Source organism: Simiduia sp. 21SJ11W-1 (assembly GCF_024138675.1).
GTDB lineage: Bacteria > Pseudomonadota > Gammaproteobacteria > Pseudomonadales > Cellvibrionaceae > Simiduia.
Window position 1 is genome coordinate 2,264,233 of the sequence record NZ_CP090959.1, and the last position, 14,346, is coordinate 2,278,578.

Consider the following 14,346-nt stretch of genomic DNA (forward strand, 5'->3'; position numbering starts at 1 on the left):
CGACCAGGGGCGCCCGGCGAGGGGTGCCCGGCGAGGGGCGCCCGGCGAGGGGTGCCCGACTAGGGGCGCCCGGCGAGTGGTGCGCAGCGAGCGGCGCCCGACCAAGCGCTCTCGGTAAAGCACGCCCTCACAAACACCCCAATCAGTATCTCCAAACCATCCACTAAAACTCCAGCGCGCCCTGCAAGGCTACGCCTTCATGGCGCAACAGCCACTGCTTGCGTGCCAGGCCGCCAGCATAACCCGTTAAGGTGCCATTGGCGCCAATCACCCGATGACAAGGTACAACAATGGCGATGGGGTTGCGGCCATTGGCGGCGCCCACGGCGCGCACAGCTTTTGGCTTGCCAATGCCTGCGGCAATATCGCCATAGCTTGCCGTCGCCCCCAAAGGCACTGCAGTGAGCGCAGCCCAAACCTGCTGCTGAAACGCCGTGCCACGGGCTGCCAGCGGCAAATCAAACTCCTGCCGGCGGCCGGCAAAATATTCCGCCAGCTGCACACAGGCCTCACTCGCCCAGTGCAATGCTTCGGGCACACGGGCATCAGGTATACCTGCAAAGTTGCTTGCGGCTTTATCAAAGGCCACTTCCGTGACGCCCAGAGCGCTTGCGCTCACCCACAAATCGCCAATAGGCGTGGTCATCACCTGGCGGGCCACCGCGCCACTCTCATGTTTGTTATTCATCTGCCAGTTGGCTCCACATCTGCAAGGTTAAATAGCTGCGCCAGGGGCGTGCGCGGCCATCAACCACCTCGCCCACTTTGGCCACGCCATGGCGCACGCCCAGATCTCCCGCCAGCCAGATATCAAGATTCGCCTCGCCACGCATACGGGCGTAATCCACGGTCCAAGGCCCTATACCTTTCAGCGTTAGCCATTGTTCAACGGGCGCATCTGGGTGCGCGGCGCAAAAGGCCGCGAGCCGCTTTAGGGTATCGCGCCGCATGCCCGGCATTTTAAGAAAGGCCAAATCATGGCCGGCCACCGCCTCAGGCGTGGGGAAGCACAGCGCAGTGCCTGCGTCAGTCACCGCCAGGGCCATAGGTTCGCCCAAAGCCGCTACCACTTGTGCCACCAGCCTGCGCGCGGCAGCCACCGACACCTGCTGGCCAAGCACCGCGCGCACGCCTGCCTCAAATGCGCTGGGAAATTGCGGCAACCGCAGGCCCGGGTTGATGGGCGCACGCCCTATGGCTGCCTGCACTGCGGCATCTACCGCCCGGGCGTTGGCATCCAAATCGAGAATTTGCCGTATTTTGGCAACGGCTTGCGTGAGCTTGTGCCAGTCAGAGAGCCAAAGATTTACCGTGAAGCCGCAACGATCACCGCAGTGCTCGGCCACAAACCATGCGTGGGTATCGCCCAGCTGAAAACAGCGCCCGTAGTGAGTTGGGCTTGCCTGTTCCAGCCCTTCAATGGCGCGTGCCTGTAAAAACTGCGCAACCCACGGCCAGTTATACGGGGGGCGGTAGGCCAATGTTAACGTGAGGGTGCCGGCCCTTGCGCTCTCTGGGGCACCCCTTCTCACCTGTGACGGGGTTAGGCTGAGCTGTGTTTTAAAGCAGTCGTTAAACCGCCGCAGGCTGCCAAAGCCGCTGGCAAAGGCGATATCTGTAATAGGCCAGGTGGTTTGATGCAGTAATTGCTTGGCCAGCAAGCAGCGCTGGTAAAGCTGGTATTGCTTGGGGGCCACACCTAACACGTCGTTAAAACATTGGCGCAGGTAGCGGCTGGAAACACCGGCCGCCCGGCTTACCTCACCCACACCTGCCCCGGCATCTAACCGGCCAAGTGCCCCGGCCACCAGCGGGCTGGCGGGCCGCGTGCCCGGTGCGGCATCGGGCCGGCAACGCAAACAGGGCCGAAACCCGGCCTGTGCGCAAGCAGCGGCAGAGGGGAAGTAGCGCACGTTGTCTTCCCGCGGGGCTCTGGCCGGGCAAATGGGCCGGCAATAGATACCCGTGCTCAGTACGGCGGTGTAGAAAAGGCCATCAAAGCGGGCATCACGGGCGAGCCTTGCGGCCCTACAAGCCAGAGGCGAGAGCTTGGTGGCCTCGTCTTCGCGCGCTGGATGTGTGTGATTGTCTGCCATGGATGCCCCTTGTGAGAGCAGCCATTATTGCCCGCCGCCCACAGCGGAGCTAGCTGGAATCGGAACTGACTTAAAAAACCGTTAAGGCAAAGGGGCTGCCGGTTGCGCAGTCAGCGCAGGCAACTAGTCGCTGAGGGTATTGAGCGGTGTGCTGAGGCCAAATTCACTGTGAATCTGCGCGCACCAGCTGTTCAGGCGATCGCTGGTTAAATCTTCCTGTTGATCCTGATCAATGGCCAGCCCCATGAATAAAGGCTCGCCCGGCACCTGCGCCTTGGAGGCATCGAACTCGTACCCCTCGGTGGGCCAGTAACCCACGATGCGAGCGCCATTGCCAACCACCAGATCGTGCAACATGCCCATGGCATCCAGGAAGTAATCGCCATAGCCAAACTGGTCGCCAAGGCCAAACAGCGCCACGGTTTTACCGGTGAAATCCACGCTTTCGATATCGCCCCAGAAATCTTCCCAGTCTGACTGGATCTGGCCGAAATCCCAGGTGGGAATACCCAGGATGATGTGTTCGTAATCGTCAAAATCGAGCACGGTAACGTCTGCCACATCGTGGACATCCACAACCTCGGTACCCAGCCGAGCCTGTATCCGATAGGCTACAGCCTCGGTGTTGCCTTCATCGCTACCAAAAAACAGGCCGATCTTTGCCACGCTCACCTCGATTAATTAACGGTTCAGTACTGCACACAGGGCGCAATATTAAAACCAATAACCGCCATTGCGATAGCCTTCTACCGACATGCGCGCGCCCAATTTGCCGCGGCTGACCACACGGTGACTTCTTAATACCCAGCGTACTGCTAACTTCACGGGAAACCTCGACCAATCAGACTCGAAAACAGGGTGTTTTTACCCATATCGTAGCGGTTTTGTTACTCATGGTAACAACCGCAGGCATTATACTGATTTTGGCGCGAAAATTAAGGCTTTAGGCCCAACAGGCAGAATTTCGTGTGCAAAGCCCTTTTATTGGCGCAGCCCGCAATAAATGCCTGTAATCGGAACACCTACTTGGGCCAGCGGACGGCCGGCCACCGCTGTGGGGTTTGGCGTCTAGCACATCGCATTGCACAGGGTCGCCAGGCAGCACCTGCAAAATCACCTAGATTCCCATGCCTTGTGCGGCGCATTTAGTGCGCCCAGTCCGTATAATGCCGCCCATGAATCAAGATCCCCTGCACATCCTCAAGCACACCTTCGGCTACGACCAGTTTCGGCCGCCGCAAGACGACATTATCAACACCCTGGTAAGCGGCCAGGATGCGCTGGTGATCATGCCCACCGGCGGCGGCAAATCCCTTTGTTACCAAATTCCGGCCATTGCCCGGCACGGCTGCGGCGTTGTGATCTCGCCATTGATTGCCCTCATGCAAGATCAGGTGAGCGCGCTGGAGCAGCTGGGTGTGCGGGCCGGCTTTTTAAACTCGACCCTCACACCAGACGCCGCCTTCGCCATTGAACAACAACTGGTGGCAGGCGAACTTGATCTGCTTTACATCGCACCTGAGCGGCTTAATCAGGCACGCACCGTAAACCTGTTGCGCCAGGCACCGCTGGCCCTGTTCGCCATTGATGAAGCCCATTGTGTGTCGCAGTGGGGCCACGATTTTCGCGCCGATTATTTACAGCTGGGCATACTGGCCGATGAATTCCCCGCGGTGCCGCGCATTGCCCTTACGGCAACCGCCGATGCCCGCACGCGCGCGGAAATTTCCGAGCGCCTGCACTTAACCCAGGCCCGTGAATTTATTGTGGGCTTTGACAGGCCCAACATTCAGTACCGCATTACCGCCAAAGATAACCCCCGCAAGCAATTGCTGAGCTTTATTCAGAGCGAGCACCAGGGCGACAGCGGCATTGTGTACTGCCTGTCGCGCAAAAAAACCGAAGAAGTAGCCGCATTTTTGCGCCAGCAAGGCCTCACTGCCCTGCCCTATCACGCAGGCTTGCCCGCCGAAACCCGCGCCCACAACCAACAGCGGTTTTTACGTGAAGACAACATCATCATGGTGGCCACGGTGGCCTTTGGCATGGGCATAGATAAACCCGATGTACGCTTTGTAGCGCACCTGGATTTACCGAAAAGCGTTGAGGCCTACTACCAGGAAACCGGCCGCGCCGGGCGCGACGGTGCGCCCGCCACCGCCTGGATGACCTACGGCTATCAGGATGTGATTTTACTGAGCCAGATGATGAGCCAATCGGAAGGCTCGGCCGCCCACAAGCAAGCCGAGCGCCAAAAGCTCGATGCCATGCTGGGCCTGTGCGAAATTACCAGCTGCCGGCGACAAACCCTATTGCGCTATTTTGGCGAAGCCGATCACGCGCCCTGTAACAACTGCGACACCTGCCTGAACCCGGTTGCCACCTGGGATGGCACTAACGCTGCGCGCAAGGCATTGAGTTGCGTTTACCGCTCAGGCCAACGCTTCGGGGTTTCACACCTGGTGGATATTTTATTGGGCAAAGACAACCAGAAAATCCGCCAGTTCGACCACCAACAACTCAGCACCTTCGGCATTGGCAAAGAGCTGGATGCAAACCAGTGGCGCTCGGTGTTTCGCCAGCTGGTTGCCCGCGGTTACCTCGCGGTTGATACCGAGGGCTATGGTGGGCTCAAACTGCAAGAGAGCTGCAGGCCACTACTCAAAGGCGAGGCGCAAATTGAGTTGCGCAAAGACACCAAAGACATCAAAAGCCGGCGCACCAACCACAACCAACAACTGGCCGATGCAGACCAAGCCCTTTGGGATACCCTTCGCCGCTGCCGCAAAGAACTTGCCGAAGAACATGGCGTGCCGCCCTACGTGGTATTTCACGATGCCACGCTCATGGAGATGGTGCGCTACCAACCCACCACAGAGCAGGCCATGCTGGCCATCAGCGGTGTAGGCGAATCAAAACTTGCCCGTTTCGGCGCCCCCTTTATTGAGGCAATAAGCGCACACCTGAATGCACAACCCGAGCAGGAAGATTCGCAAAGCGCCACCCGGGAAGAAACTTTGTCACTGCTGCAAGCGCGCATGAGTGTTGAACAAATTGCCGCACACAGAAATCTTTCAGAAGATACGGTGTACAGCCACTTAGCCAATTTATTGCAAGATCAGCGCATCGCCTTCGAAGACGCCATTGAACTGCCCGCCGCTGAACTGGGTAAAATTCAAGATGAAATTTTGGCCTACGACGGGGGCGAACAGGGATTCAGATTCAAGCCTGTGTTTGAAGCCTTGGGCGAGGCCTACCCTTACGGCTTACTGAAATGCGTAAGGGTTGCCATGCTCAGGGGTTCAAATACATCCCGTGAAAACGCAGATGCTGCTCAATGAAGCTCGCGATAAAAAAGTAGCTGTGATCGTAGTCGCTGTGGCGGTGGAATGTGAGCGGGTAACCCGGTGGCATGGCCGCTAGCAGATGCTCCGGCAACAATTGGGCTGCCAAAAAATTGTCTGCCTCACCCTGGTCAACCCGCATAGGCAGATGCACTTTGGCTTTTGCCAACAACGCGCAGCTGTCGTACTCCTCCCAGGTTGATTTATCGTCACCTAAATAGTTACTAAAAGCTTTTTCACCCCAAGGGCATTGGCTGGGCGCGCAAATTGGCGCAAAGGCCGAAGCAGAGGTAAATCGCCTGGGGTTTCTTAGCCCAATCATCAGCGCGCCATGGCCACCCATGGAGTGCCCCATAATGGCGGCGCGCGCGGTATCCAGTTCGGGCATATGCTCGCCCAACACCACCGGCAACTCTTCTACCACATAATCGTACATGCGGTAATGCTGTGCCCAAGGGGGCTGGGTTGCATTCACATAAAAGCCCGCGCCCAAACCAAAATCGTAGGCACCGGCGGGATCATCTGGCACGCTCTCGCCTCGCGGGCTGGTATCGGGTGCCACCAGTGCAAGGCCTAGCTCTGCGGCCACCCTTTGGGCGCCTGCTTTAGTCACAAAATTTTCATCGGTACAGGTTAGGCCTGAAAGCCAATACACCACCGGCACCTTGCCCTCTTTCGCTTGCGGCGGCAGATACACAGAAAAGTGCATACTGCAGTTGAGGCTCTTGGCCGCGTGTTCAAAACGCAACTGCCGGCCACCAAAGCACAAAGCCTCAGACACCTGCGTAGGCGCTACTGAATTTGCCATAGTCGCTTCCCCCTTGCGCTGTTTTCTAGTTTGCTTGCACTCGGCATTAATACACTACCACCGAGCGAATGCTTTCACCGCTATGCATTAAATCAAAAGCCTTGTTGATATCAGCAAGGGGCATGGTGTGCGTAATTAAATCATCAATATCAATTCGCCCATCCATGTACCAATCTACAATTTTCGGCACATCGGTTCGCCCACGTGCGCCACCAAAAGCAGAGCCCCGCCAAGAGCGGCCGGTAACTAACTGGAATGGGCGTGTGGAAATTTCCTGCCCGGCACCGGCCACACCAATAATACAGCTCTGGCCCCAACCCTTATGGGCACATTCCAGCGCATCACGCATAACCTTAACATTGCCAATACATTCGAAACTGAAATCAACACCGCCGCCGGTCATTTGCACAATGGTGTCTACCAGATTTTCGTGGTCACGGGGATTTACAAAATCCGTCATACCAAATTGGCGCGCGAGTTTTTCTTTTTCAGGATTGGTATCTATGCCGATGATGCGGCTAGCGCCCACCATGCGCGCACCCTGAATCACATTCAAACCAATACCGCCCAAGCCAAATACCGCCACGGTGCTGCCTGCTTCCACTTTCATGGTAAACGCGACTGCACCAATACCTGTGGTTACGCCGCAACCGATATAACAGACCTTATCAAAGGGGGCATCTGAACGGATTTTGGCCAAGGCAATTTCCGGCAATACGGTGTAGTTGGAAAAAGTAGAGCAGCCCATGTAATGCAAAATCGGCTTGCCATCGAGTGAAAACCGGCTGGTGCCATCAGGCATGACGCCTTGGCCTTGGGTGCTGCGAATGGCTTGGCATAAATTGGTACGCGGATGCAAACAGTAATCACACTCACGACACTCGGGCGTATAGAGCGGAATAACGTGATCACCGGGGCGCAAACCTTTCACTCCTGGGCCCACATCAACCACAACACCGGCACCTTCGTGGCCTAAAATGGCGGGAAAGGCGCCCTCCGGGTCATCGCCAGATAGCGTAAAGGCATCGGTATGACACACGCCAGTAGCCTTGATTTCCACTAACACTTCGCCTGCCTTGGGGCCAGCCAAGTCTACGTCTAGCACTTCCAAAGGTTTACCGGCGGCAAACGCCACCGCAGCACGGGTTTTCATGTTGGAATTCCTTTTACACGGGAGCTATACAAAAGTGAAACTACCTTAGCGCCAATGGCCGCGAAAATAAACCATGCAGGCTCGTTCATCCGGGCCATAGGCAATATTGTGCTCGCGCAAGCTGGAAATTTAGAAAAGATTATTGCGCAATAATTTGCGGGCGAGCGCCCTCTGCGTGCATTACCAAGCACAAAGCCTGTAAGGCACTGCCTGAATCCGCCCAGAGCTTGCGTTTACAAAGGCGTGCAGGCCACACTCATCACCCACACAATACCTGCCGGCAGGCGCCAAGGCCGGTGCAACAATTAGGGAATATGGCTGTTAATTTCCACAATGCGCTCAAGCTCTGCCAAGGTGGCATCGAATACATCACTTAAGGCATCAAAATGGGGCTGATCTACCTCGCGCCCCATACGTAGGCCAACATTTATTTTCTTCACGCGTTCATACAAGGGGTTCATGCCAAGATTGGCGCTGATACCTTTCATGTTATGCATAATGGCACGCTGGGTATCGTGATCTTCATCGTTGATGGCGCGCTCCAACAGCTCCACAAAATTGCGATTATTCAATATGAAAGAGCGGAACATACTCATCATACGGCTAGGGTTCTTCCTGGCCGAGACGGGCATTTTTTCAACCATGATATAGCGTAAACCTTCAGGAAACTTGAGCGCTTCACTGGGCTCATCCGCCGTACTTGCACCGTCGCCTGCCTCCGCCAAACGCCCAAGCTTTTGAGCGTAAAGTTCAATCAGTGCGTGCATTTTGCGCATATCTACCGGTTTAGACAAATACTCATCCATACCGGCTTCCAAGCAGCGCTCGCGATCACCCTCCATGGCGTTTGCGGTCATGGCGATAATTGGAATGGTTATGTAGCTATCACCCGCGCGCCCTGCGCGTATCGCACGCGTGGCTTCATAACCATCCATTACCGGCATTTGGCAATCCATCAACACCAAATCTACCCGCACACTTTTCATCACCTCAATAGCCACTTCGCCATTTTCGGCAAATACCAGGTGTGACACCTTTGTTTCAAGTATGCCCTCTACTACTGAGCGGTTGATGTCGTTATCTTCTACCACCAAAACCCTGAGTGGCAGCATGCCAGAGACGGCAGGTGCTGCGGGTTTGGAAGTGGTTAGGCTTTCCCCCCTATCCAGGCACGCCAACAAATCCAATGGCGCCACGGGCTTATTGATGTACCCGGTTAGCGGCAAATTCGGGGCATCGTAGCGGTTTTCGTTATCGTAATCCAAAATCCACACACGCTTCACGCAGGGGTGATCGTACACAAACTCTTCCAGCACTTTGGCGGGCATACAGCTTGCAGTTTTACCATCCACCAACAGCACATCTATGTTGGCGGCCACACTGCCATCAAGGCGCGCTATATCATCTTCATTAGCGCAGCGAATCACATTGTATTTGGCTTGACGCAAATAGTTATACACAATGTTTTGTGTTTCTTTATTTGCATCTACCAATAGTACATTTTCATCTGCGTGATTGGCGGCCAGTACCTTTGAGCGGCTGGCCGCCACAATACCTACAGGCACGCGAAACCCGAATTCAGAGCCCTTACCCTTTTCACTTTTCACCCACACATCACCACCCATCAAGCGGCACAACTGCTGGCAAATAGCCAGCCCAAGGCCCGTACCACCGTATTTTCGGGTAGTGGAGGAATCTTCCTGCGTAAAGGGTGAGAAAATATTGCCTAGCTGGCTTTTTTCAATTCCGATGCCCGTGTCTATCACTTTGCAACTTAAGGTACCCAGCTCACCTTCCACTTCCACAAGCTCGGCCACAAGTTTTACGGTTCCTTGAGAGGTAAACTTGACGGCGTTACCCATAAGGTTACTCACCACCTGACGAATACGACCAGGATCACCCAGCACCGTTTCATGGGTTACGGCGGTCGCATCCAACACCAGTTCAATATCTTTGCGCCCACGATTGAACGCAAAAGACCTGGCTGTATCGCCCAGCAATTCATGCAAATTAAACGCAACGTGTTCTACGTCTAGCTTGCCGGCCTCAACTTTTGAGATATCGATAATGTCGTTGATCACCGACAATAAGGCATTTGCGCTTTTTTTTGCCGTTTCCAGTCGCTTGCTCTGCTCGGGGTCCGACTCATTGCGCAGCGCCAAATCCAGCATACCCACCACGCCATTTATGGGCGTGCGCACCTCGTGGCTCATGCAGGCAAGAAAGTTACGCTTGGCATTGTTGGCATCTTCGGCATCCTGCAGCGCAAGCTCCAACTTATAGGTTGATGGAATACTTAAAATGGCCTCACGGTTGGCAAATAGTGCGGCGGCAGTAAAAACCGACACCACTGCCGTTACAAGTTTCATGATGCCATGCCAGCCATAGGCGCCATGCCAAATGGTGTAGATGGCAAATAAATGGGTGGCACCACACAGCAAAATGAATGCGGCAAAAAGCAGAAAGATGCCCTTGAATTTCACATCCTTGCGCTGGCGAATGATGGAAATCAAAATCACCGGGATAGAAAAGTAAGACAGCGCAATTAGAAGGTCAGCAACAACATTCATCCAGAGAATACTGGGTAACCACAGGTAGCAGTGCCCGTGGGGCATGTATTCACTACTAAAGAACTGAACGAGTTGCTCGGTCATATCATCCCCTGAAATTGTTCACGCTGACGGCTTATTTTTACACCACGGTTGTTCAGCTAACGCAAGGCACAAGGTTGCGCAGCCTATGAACGGCGCGGGAACACCTCCCAGTAAGGATAGCCAAGTCTTGGTAATTTGCTCGCAGGCTCTACAACGGCACGGGCAGTGATCAGGAAACCCGCGCAAGGCACAGCGGGCACTGGCTGAAAAGCTGAACAGGCGGGTGCTGCTTGAGGGGATAGGTCACCGCGGGGGACCTACGGTGACCATACAGATTGCTGGATTTAAGGCGCCTCTGCCTCCAGGGCTTGCACCACGGGCAGTAAATCCCGCGCCCAAACGGTATCGTTCACCACGCCCACATGCTTGAAGCGGATGACACCGCGCTTATCAACCACATAGGTTTCAGGTGCGCCGAACACGCCCAAATCAAGCCCCAGTCGGCCGTCGGCATCGACCACCGAGAGTTCATAGGGATTGTGGAACTCTTCCAGCCACTTGCGGGCCTGAGTGGTATCGTCTTTATAGTTCAGGCCGATAATACGCACCCCCTGCCCTGCCAAGGCATTGAGGTAGGGGTGCTCAACCCGGCAGGAAATACACCAGGTGGCCCACACATTGAACAGCGTAACCTGGCCGTTAAAGAGGGTGCGATCCACCTTTTGCTCGGCGTCTTCAAGGGTTGGCAAATAGAACGCCGGCACCGGCCTGTTGATGAGTGCAGACGGCATGGCATTCGGATCAAGGCTCAAGCCACGCCAAAACAGCAACGCAAGCGCTGCAAACACAAACAGGGGAATAAACAGCTTAAGGCGTTGCACCGCTTACCTCCTGCACAGGTTTTTGGGCGTTATTGTTAACAGGGGCTTGTGCCACTGCGGCTTTGGCAAAGCGGTAGCGCTTGTCCCACACCGTTAGCAAACCTGCCAGGCCCATAAACAAAGAGCCCAGCCAAATCCATCGCACAAAGGGCTTCACCTGCACCCGCACTGCCCAATCGCCGTTATCAAGCGGCTCACCCAGTGCTACAAACACATCCCGAAACAGGCCTGCATCAATGCCCGCCTCCGTCATCAGGTTGCCACCTGAAAGGTAGCGCCGTTTTTGTGGGCGCAGCTCGGCTACTTCTTTGCCGTTTTGTGTGACGATCACCACGCCCTCATCGGCCACGTAATTCGGGCCGCGGAGTTTACGCAACTCCACCATCTCAAAGTGATAGCCGGCCACATCCACAGATTTACCTGCCGCCATACGCACATCGCGCTCTTCGTTGTATAGCGATACAAAGCTCACGCCAATGAGGGTAATCGCCATGCCAAGGTGCGCCAGGTGCATACTGAAAAAGCTGAGAGGCAACTTGCGCAAGCCGCTTATCGGGCTTGCCTGATTGCGCAATTTATTGCGGAAATCCTGCACTGCCAGTAATGCAATCCAGCTGGCAATAAACACCGCAAGCGCCGCCTGCCATTGGTAGGGCCCATCGCCAAGCAGCGGCGCGCAAGCCCCAAGTGCGACGGCAATAACCAGTGGCCAACGAAGCCAGGTGATTAATTTATTGGCTGGCGTGCGCTTGTATTGGGTGAGCGGCCCCACCGCCAGCAACACGCACAATACCCCCATTAACGGGATAAAAAAGCGATTAAAATACGGCGGGCCTACGGAGATTTTGCCCCAACCCAAGGCGTCGGCAATGAGCGGGTACAAGGTGCCCAACAGCACGGTAAACAGCACCACCACCAGCAACACATTGTTAGATAACAAAAACCACTCGCGCGACAAGCCCAGGAACGACACTGAGCTGCGCACTGCCGGCACGCGCAGGGCATAGAGCGTGAGCGAACCGCCTACCACCAGCAGTAAAAACGCCAGAATAAACAAGCCCCGCTCCGGGTCTGTGGCGAAGGCATGCACCGAGGTCAACACGCCAGAGCGCACCAGAAAAGTACCCAGCAGGCTTAACGAAAACGCAAATATTGCCAGCAGCAGCGTCCAACTTTTAAATACGCCGCGCTTTTCTGTTACCGCCAACGAGTGCATCAATGCCGTGCCCGCAAGCCAGGGCATGAAGGAGGCGTTTTCTACCGGATCCCAAAACCACCAGCCGCCCCACCCCAGCTCGTAGTAGGCCCACCAGCTGCCCAAGGCGATGCCCACCGTCAAAAATGCCCAGGCGAGATTAGTCCAGGGGCGAGACCAGCGCGCCCAGGCGCTATCTAAACGGCCTGAAATTAGCGTGGCAATGGCAAATGCAAAACTCACAGAAAAGCCCACATAGCCCATGTAGAGCATGGGTGGGTGAATGATCAAGCCAAAGTCTTGCAATAAGGGGTTCAGGTCGCTGCCCTCGGCGGGCGCGCCCGGCAACAACCGGTCAAAGGGGTTGGAAGTCAGCAAGGTAAAACTAATAAAGCCCACCGCCACCATACCCATCACCGCCAGCACCCGTGCGCGCATCTCCACCGGCATATGGGAGGATTTCACCGCCACGGCCCAGGTCCACACGGTGAGAATCAGCACCCACAAAAGCAGCGAACCTTCATGCCCGCCCCAAACGGCGCTCAGCTTGTAATACCAGGGCAACAAACTGTTGGAGTTGTTGGCAACATAGGCCACGGAAAAATCATCTACCGCAAAGGCGTAGCTCAAACATACAAACGCGAGCGCCACAAACACGAACATGCCAGTGGCCATGGAGGGTGCCGTGCGCATCCACAGGCCGTTGCCGTTAAAGCTGCCCCACAGGGGAATCACCGACAATAAAATAGACAGCCCAAAGGCCAACACTAGGGCAAAGTGCCCTACCTCAGGAATCATAGGACATCACTCCGCAGGTTTTCTGGTGCTCGGCGCCTTCGCCCTGGGCGATAGACTCTGCCACTTCGGGCGGCATATAGTTTTCATCGTGTTTGGCCAGCACTTCTTTCGCCTCGAAAATACCTTCACGGGTTAACATGCCGTTTACTACCACGGCTTCACCCTCGGCGAATAAATCGGGCAATATGCCTTGGTAGCGCACACCCACCTCGGCCAGGCCATCGGTTATCAAAAAGTTAACTTTTAAAGACTCCTGATCGCGGCTCACACTGCCGGGCACCACACAACCGCCACCACGAATCGTGGTTTCCACGGGCGCTGTACCATCCACCAGTTTTGCAGGCGGGTAAAACAAATTCAGATTATCGCGCAGGGCAAAAACAATTAACCCTATGGCCAGCGAGCTGAACACCAAGATAAAGGTGAGTAATAACAAGCGCTGCTTTCGAACCGGATGCATGAAAAACCTCTATATTTTCAATCTTGCTATGTTCAAATTTTAGGGTCAGCGGGCGGCTGGCGGCGCGCCTCATCTATACGCGCAAGGCGTTGCTGCTCCGCCAATGCCTGCCGATGCGCACGCAACGGCCAAATCACAAGCCCTGCAAACACCACCAGCGAAATAGCCATTACCGACCACACGAACACACCGTGGCCCTGCATGTAGAAAAACGCCTGCAATGAGTCAAACTGAAAAGTCATGGCTTGGCCTCCGCGTTCACATCGCTTTCGCTTAAGGCTTTTACCCAACGGGCCTGGCGTTCGCGGTTTACGATTTCAGCGCGGGTAAACAAAATCAGCACCAACGCGTAAAAACAATACATAGCCACAATCATTAACAGCAGCGGGTAAAACATATCAAGGTGCATGCTGGGCGCAGACGTAAATTTAATGGTGGCAGGCTGGTGCAAGGAGTGCCACCAGTCTACGGATTTGTAAATAATGGGAATATTCAAGCTGCCAAACAGTACCAGCACCGTGCTCGCACTGGCCGCTTGCTGCTGGTTGGTAAACGATGCCTGCAGTGCAATCACACCAAGGTACAAAAAGAACAGTACCAGCATCGATGTAATGCGCGCATCCCACACCCAATAAGTACCCCAGGTGGGCTTACCCCAAATGGCGCCCGACACCAGCGCAAGAAAGGTGAGTGCAGCGCCCAAGGGGGCTGCAGATTTCATTACCATATCGGCAAGTTTCATCTTCCAGATGTAACCCACGGCACCACTGATGGCCATGATGTAATAACCGGCGAGGGCCAAAAATGACACCGGCACATGAATGTAAATAATGCGAAAGCTGTTGCCCTGCTTGAAATCCACAGGCGCAAACGCCAGCCCCCAAACCAGGCCCGTTGCCATAAGCAAAAACGTAAGCCCCGCAAGCCACGGCAGCCAACGGCCTGTTTTTTCATAAAACCACCGGGGCGAGCCCAGGCGGTGAAACCATTGCCAATTCAACCTAACTCATCCTCTGT

General features: G+C 55.2%; 12 protein-coding genes and 1 pseudogene. 2 read left to right on the top strand and 11 right to left on the bottom strand.

From position 1 onward, the window contains the following. Nucleotides 1–163: 163 nt before the first annotated feature. From L1F30_RS17565 to L1F30_RS10055, 3 genes are all read right to left on the bottom strand, one after another. Nucleotides 164–688, bottom strand: a complete 525-nt coding sequence (locus L1F30_RS17565; protein ID WP_305879902.1) for a methylated-DNA--[protein]-cysteine S-methyltransferase — start codon at nucleotides 686–688, stop codon at nucleotides 164–166. Beyond that, a complete protein-coding gene (locus L1F30_RS10050) occupies nucleotides 681–2,096 on the bottom strand; it encodes a DNA-3-methyladenine glycosylase 2 family protein (RefSeq protein ID WP_253355868.1) in 1,416 nt (471 codons plus the stop codon). The genes L1F30_RS17565 and L1F30_RS10050 overlap by 8 nt, the downstream gene beginning before the upstream one ends. 123 nt (nucleotides 2,097–2,219) lie before the next feature. Next, a complete protein-coding gene (locus L1F30_RS10055; RefSeq protein ID WP_253355870.1) occupies nucleotides 2,220–2,762 on the bottom strand; it encodes a flavodoxin in 543 nt (180 codons plus the stop codon). Nucleotides 2,763–3,271: 509 nt separating this feature from the next. Here L1F30_RS10055 and recQ point away from each other — a divergent pair. Both recQ and L1F30_RS10065 read left to right on the top strand, forming a co-directional pair. After that, nucleotides 3,272–5,044: pseudogene (recQ, locus tag L1F30_RS10060) on the top strand (DNA helicase RecQ); the annotation flags it as partial. A 90-nt stretch (nucleotides 5,045–5,134) separates the two neighbouring features. After that, entirely contained in the window at nucleotides 5,135–5,437 is a 303-nt protein-coding gene (locus L1F30_RS10065) for a helix-turn-helix domain-containing protein (protein ID WP_253361806.1), read from the top strand. On the opposite strand, the gene fghA is transcribed toward L1F30_RS10065, so the two are convergent. The 8 genes from fghA to ccmC all read right to left on the bottom strand — a co-directional run bounded on the left by fghA (nucleotide 5,391) and on the right by ccmC (nucleotide 14,329). Continuing rightward, nucleotides 5,391–6,248 (bottom strand): S-formylglutathione hydrolase, encoded by an 858-nt coding sequence (gene fghA / locus L1F30_RS10070; RefSeq protein ID WP_253355872.1) that lies wholly within the window; start codon nucleotides 6,246–6,248, stop codon nucleotides 5,391–5,393. The two genes, L1F30_RS10065 and fghA, sit on opposite strands and share 47 nt — an antisense overlap. Nucleotides 6,249–6,294: 46 nt before the next feature. After that, nucleotides 6,295–7,401: an S-(hydroxymethyl)glutathione dehydrogenase/class III alcohol dehydrogenase gene (locus L1F30_RS10075; protein WP_253355874.1), complete on the bottom strand. Its 1,107-nt coding sequence runs from the start codon at nucleotides 7,399–7,401 to the stop codon at nucleotides 6,295–6,297. Between the two features lie 305 nt (nucleotides 7,402–7,706). Continuing rightward, complete coding sequence (locus L1F30_RS10080) at nucleotides 7,707–10,055, bottom strand: response regulator (RefSeq protein WP_253355876.1); 2,349 nt, start codon at nucleotides 10,053–10,055, stop codon at nucleotides 7,707–7,709. Nucleotides 10,056–10,339: 284 nt separating this feature from the next. Next, nucleotides 10,340–10,876, bottom strand: coding sequence for a DsbE family thiol:disulfide interchange protein (locus tag L1F30_RS10085; RefSeq protein WP_253355878.1), 537 nt, complete (start codon nucleotides 10,874–10,876; stop codon nucleotides 10,340–10,342). Then, nucleotides 10,863–12,869 carry a heme lyase CcmF/NrfE family subunit gene (locus L1F30_RS10090; RefSeq protein WP_253355880.1) on the bottom strand — a complete coding sequence of 669 codons (2,007 nt, stop codon included), beginning with the start codon at nucleotides 12,867–12,869 and terminating at the stop codon, nucleotides 10,863–10,865. The genes L1F30_RS10085 and L1F30_RS10090 overlap by 14 nt, the downstream gene beginning before the upstream one ends. Beyond that, on the bottom strand, nucleotides 12,859–13,329 hold the full coding sequence (gene ccmE / locus L1F30_RS10095) for a cytochrome c maturation protein CcmE (protein ID WP_253355881.1): 471 nt from the start codon (nucleotides 13,327–13,329) through the stop codon (nucleotides 12,859–12,861). The genes L1F30_RS10090 and ccmE overlap by 11 nt, the downstream gene beginning before the upstream one ends. A 32-nt stretch (nucleotides 13,330–13,361) precedes the next feature. Then, complete coding sequence (gene ccmD / locus L1F30_RS10100) at nucleotides 13,362–13,571, bottom strand: heme exporter protein CcmD (RefSeq protein WP_253355883.1); 210 nt, start codon at nucleotides 13,569–13,571, stop codon at nucleotides 13,362–13,364. Beyond that, nucleotides 13,568–14,329: a heme ABC transporter permease CcmC gene (gene ccmC / locus L1F30_RS10105; protein ID WP_253355885.1), complete on the bottom strand. Its 762-nt coding sequence runs from the start codon at nucleotides 14,327–14,329 to the stop codon at nucleotides 13,568–13,570. Before ccmC ends, ccmD begins: the two co-directional genes overlap by 4 nt. Nucleotides 14,330–14,346: the final 17 nt, after the last annotated feature.

Excerpts from the sequence above, each read along its gene's own strand:
- L1F30_RS17565 (WP_305879902.1), bottom strand. The coding sequence starts at position 688 with ATGAATAACAAACATGAGAGTGGCGCGGTGGCCCGCCAGGTGATGACC.
- L1F30_RS10075 (WP_253355874.1), bottom strand. The coding sequence starts at position 7,401 with ATGAAAACCCGTGCTGCGGTGGCGTTTGCCGCCGGTAAACCTTTGGAA.
- ccmE (WP_253355881.1), bottom strand. The coding sequence starts at position 13,329 with ATGCATCCGGTTCGAAAGCAGCGCTTGTTATTACTCACCTTTATCTTG.
- L1F30_RS10080 (WP_253355876.1), bottom strand. The coding sequence starts at position 10,055 with ATGACCGAGCAACTCGTTCAGTTCTTTAGTAGTGAATACATGCCCCAC.
- ccmD (WP_253355883.1), bottom strand. The coding sequence starts at position 13,571 with ATGACTTTTCAGTTTGACTCATTGCAGGCGTTTTTCTACATGCAGGGC.
- fghA (WP_253355872.1), bottom strand. The coding sequence starts at position 6,248 with ATGGCAAATTCAGTAGCGCCTACGCAGGTGTCTGAGGCTTTGTGCTTT.
- L1F30_RS10050 (WP_253355868.1), bottom strand. The coding sequence starts at position 2,096 with ATGGCAGACAATCACACACATCCAGCGCGCGAAGACGAGGCCACCAAG.
- L1F30_RS10065 (WP_253361806.1), top strand. The coding sequence starts at position 5,135 with ATGAGTGTTGAACAAATTGCCGCACACAGAAATCTTTCAGAAGATACG.
- L1F30_RS10090 (WP_253355880.1), bottom strand. The coding sequence starts at position 12,869 with ATGATTCCTGAGGTAGGGCACTTTGCCCTAGTGTTGGCCTTTGGGCTG.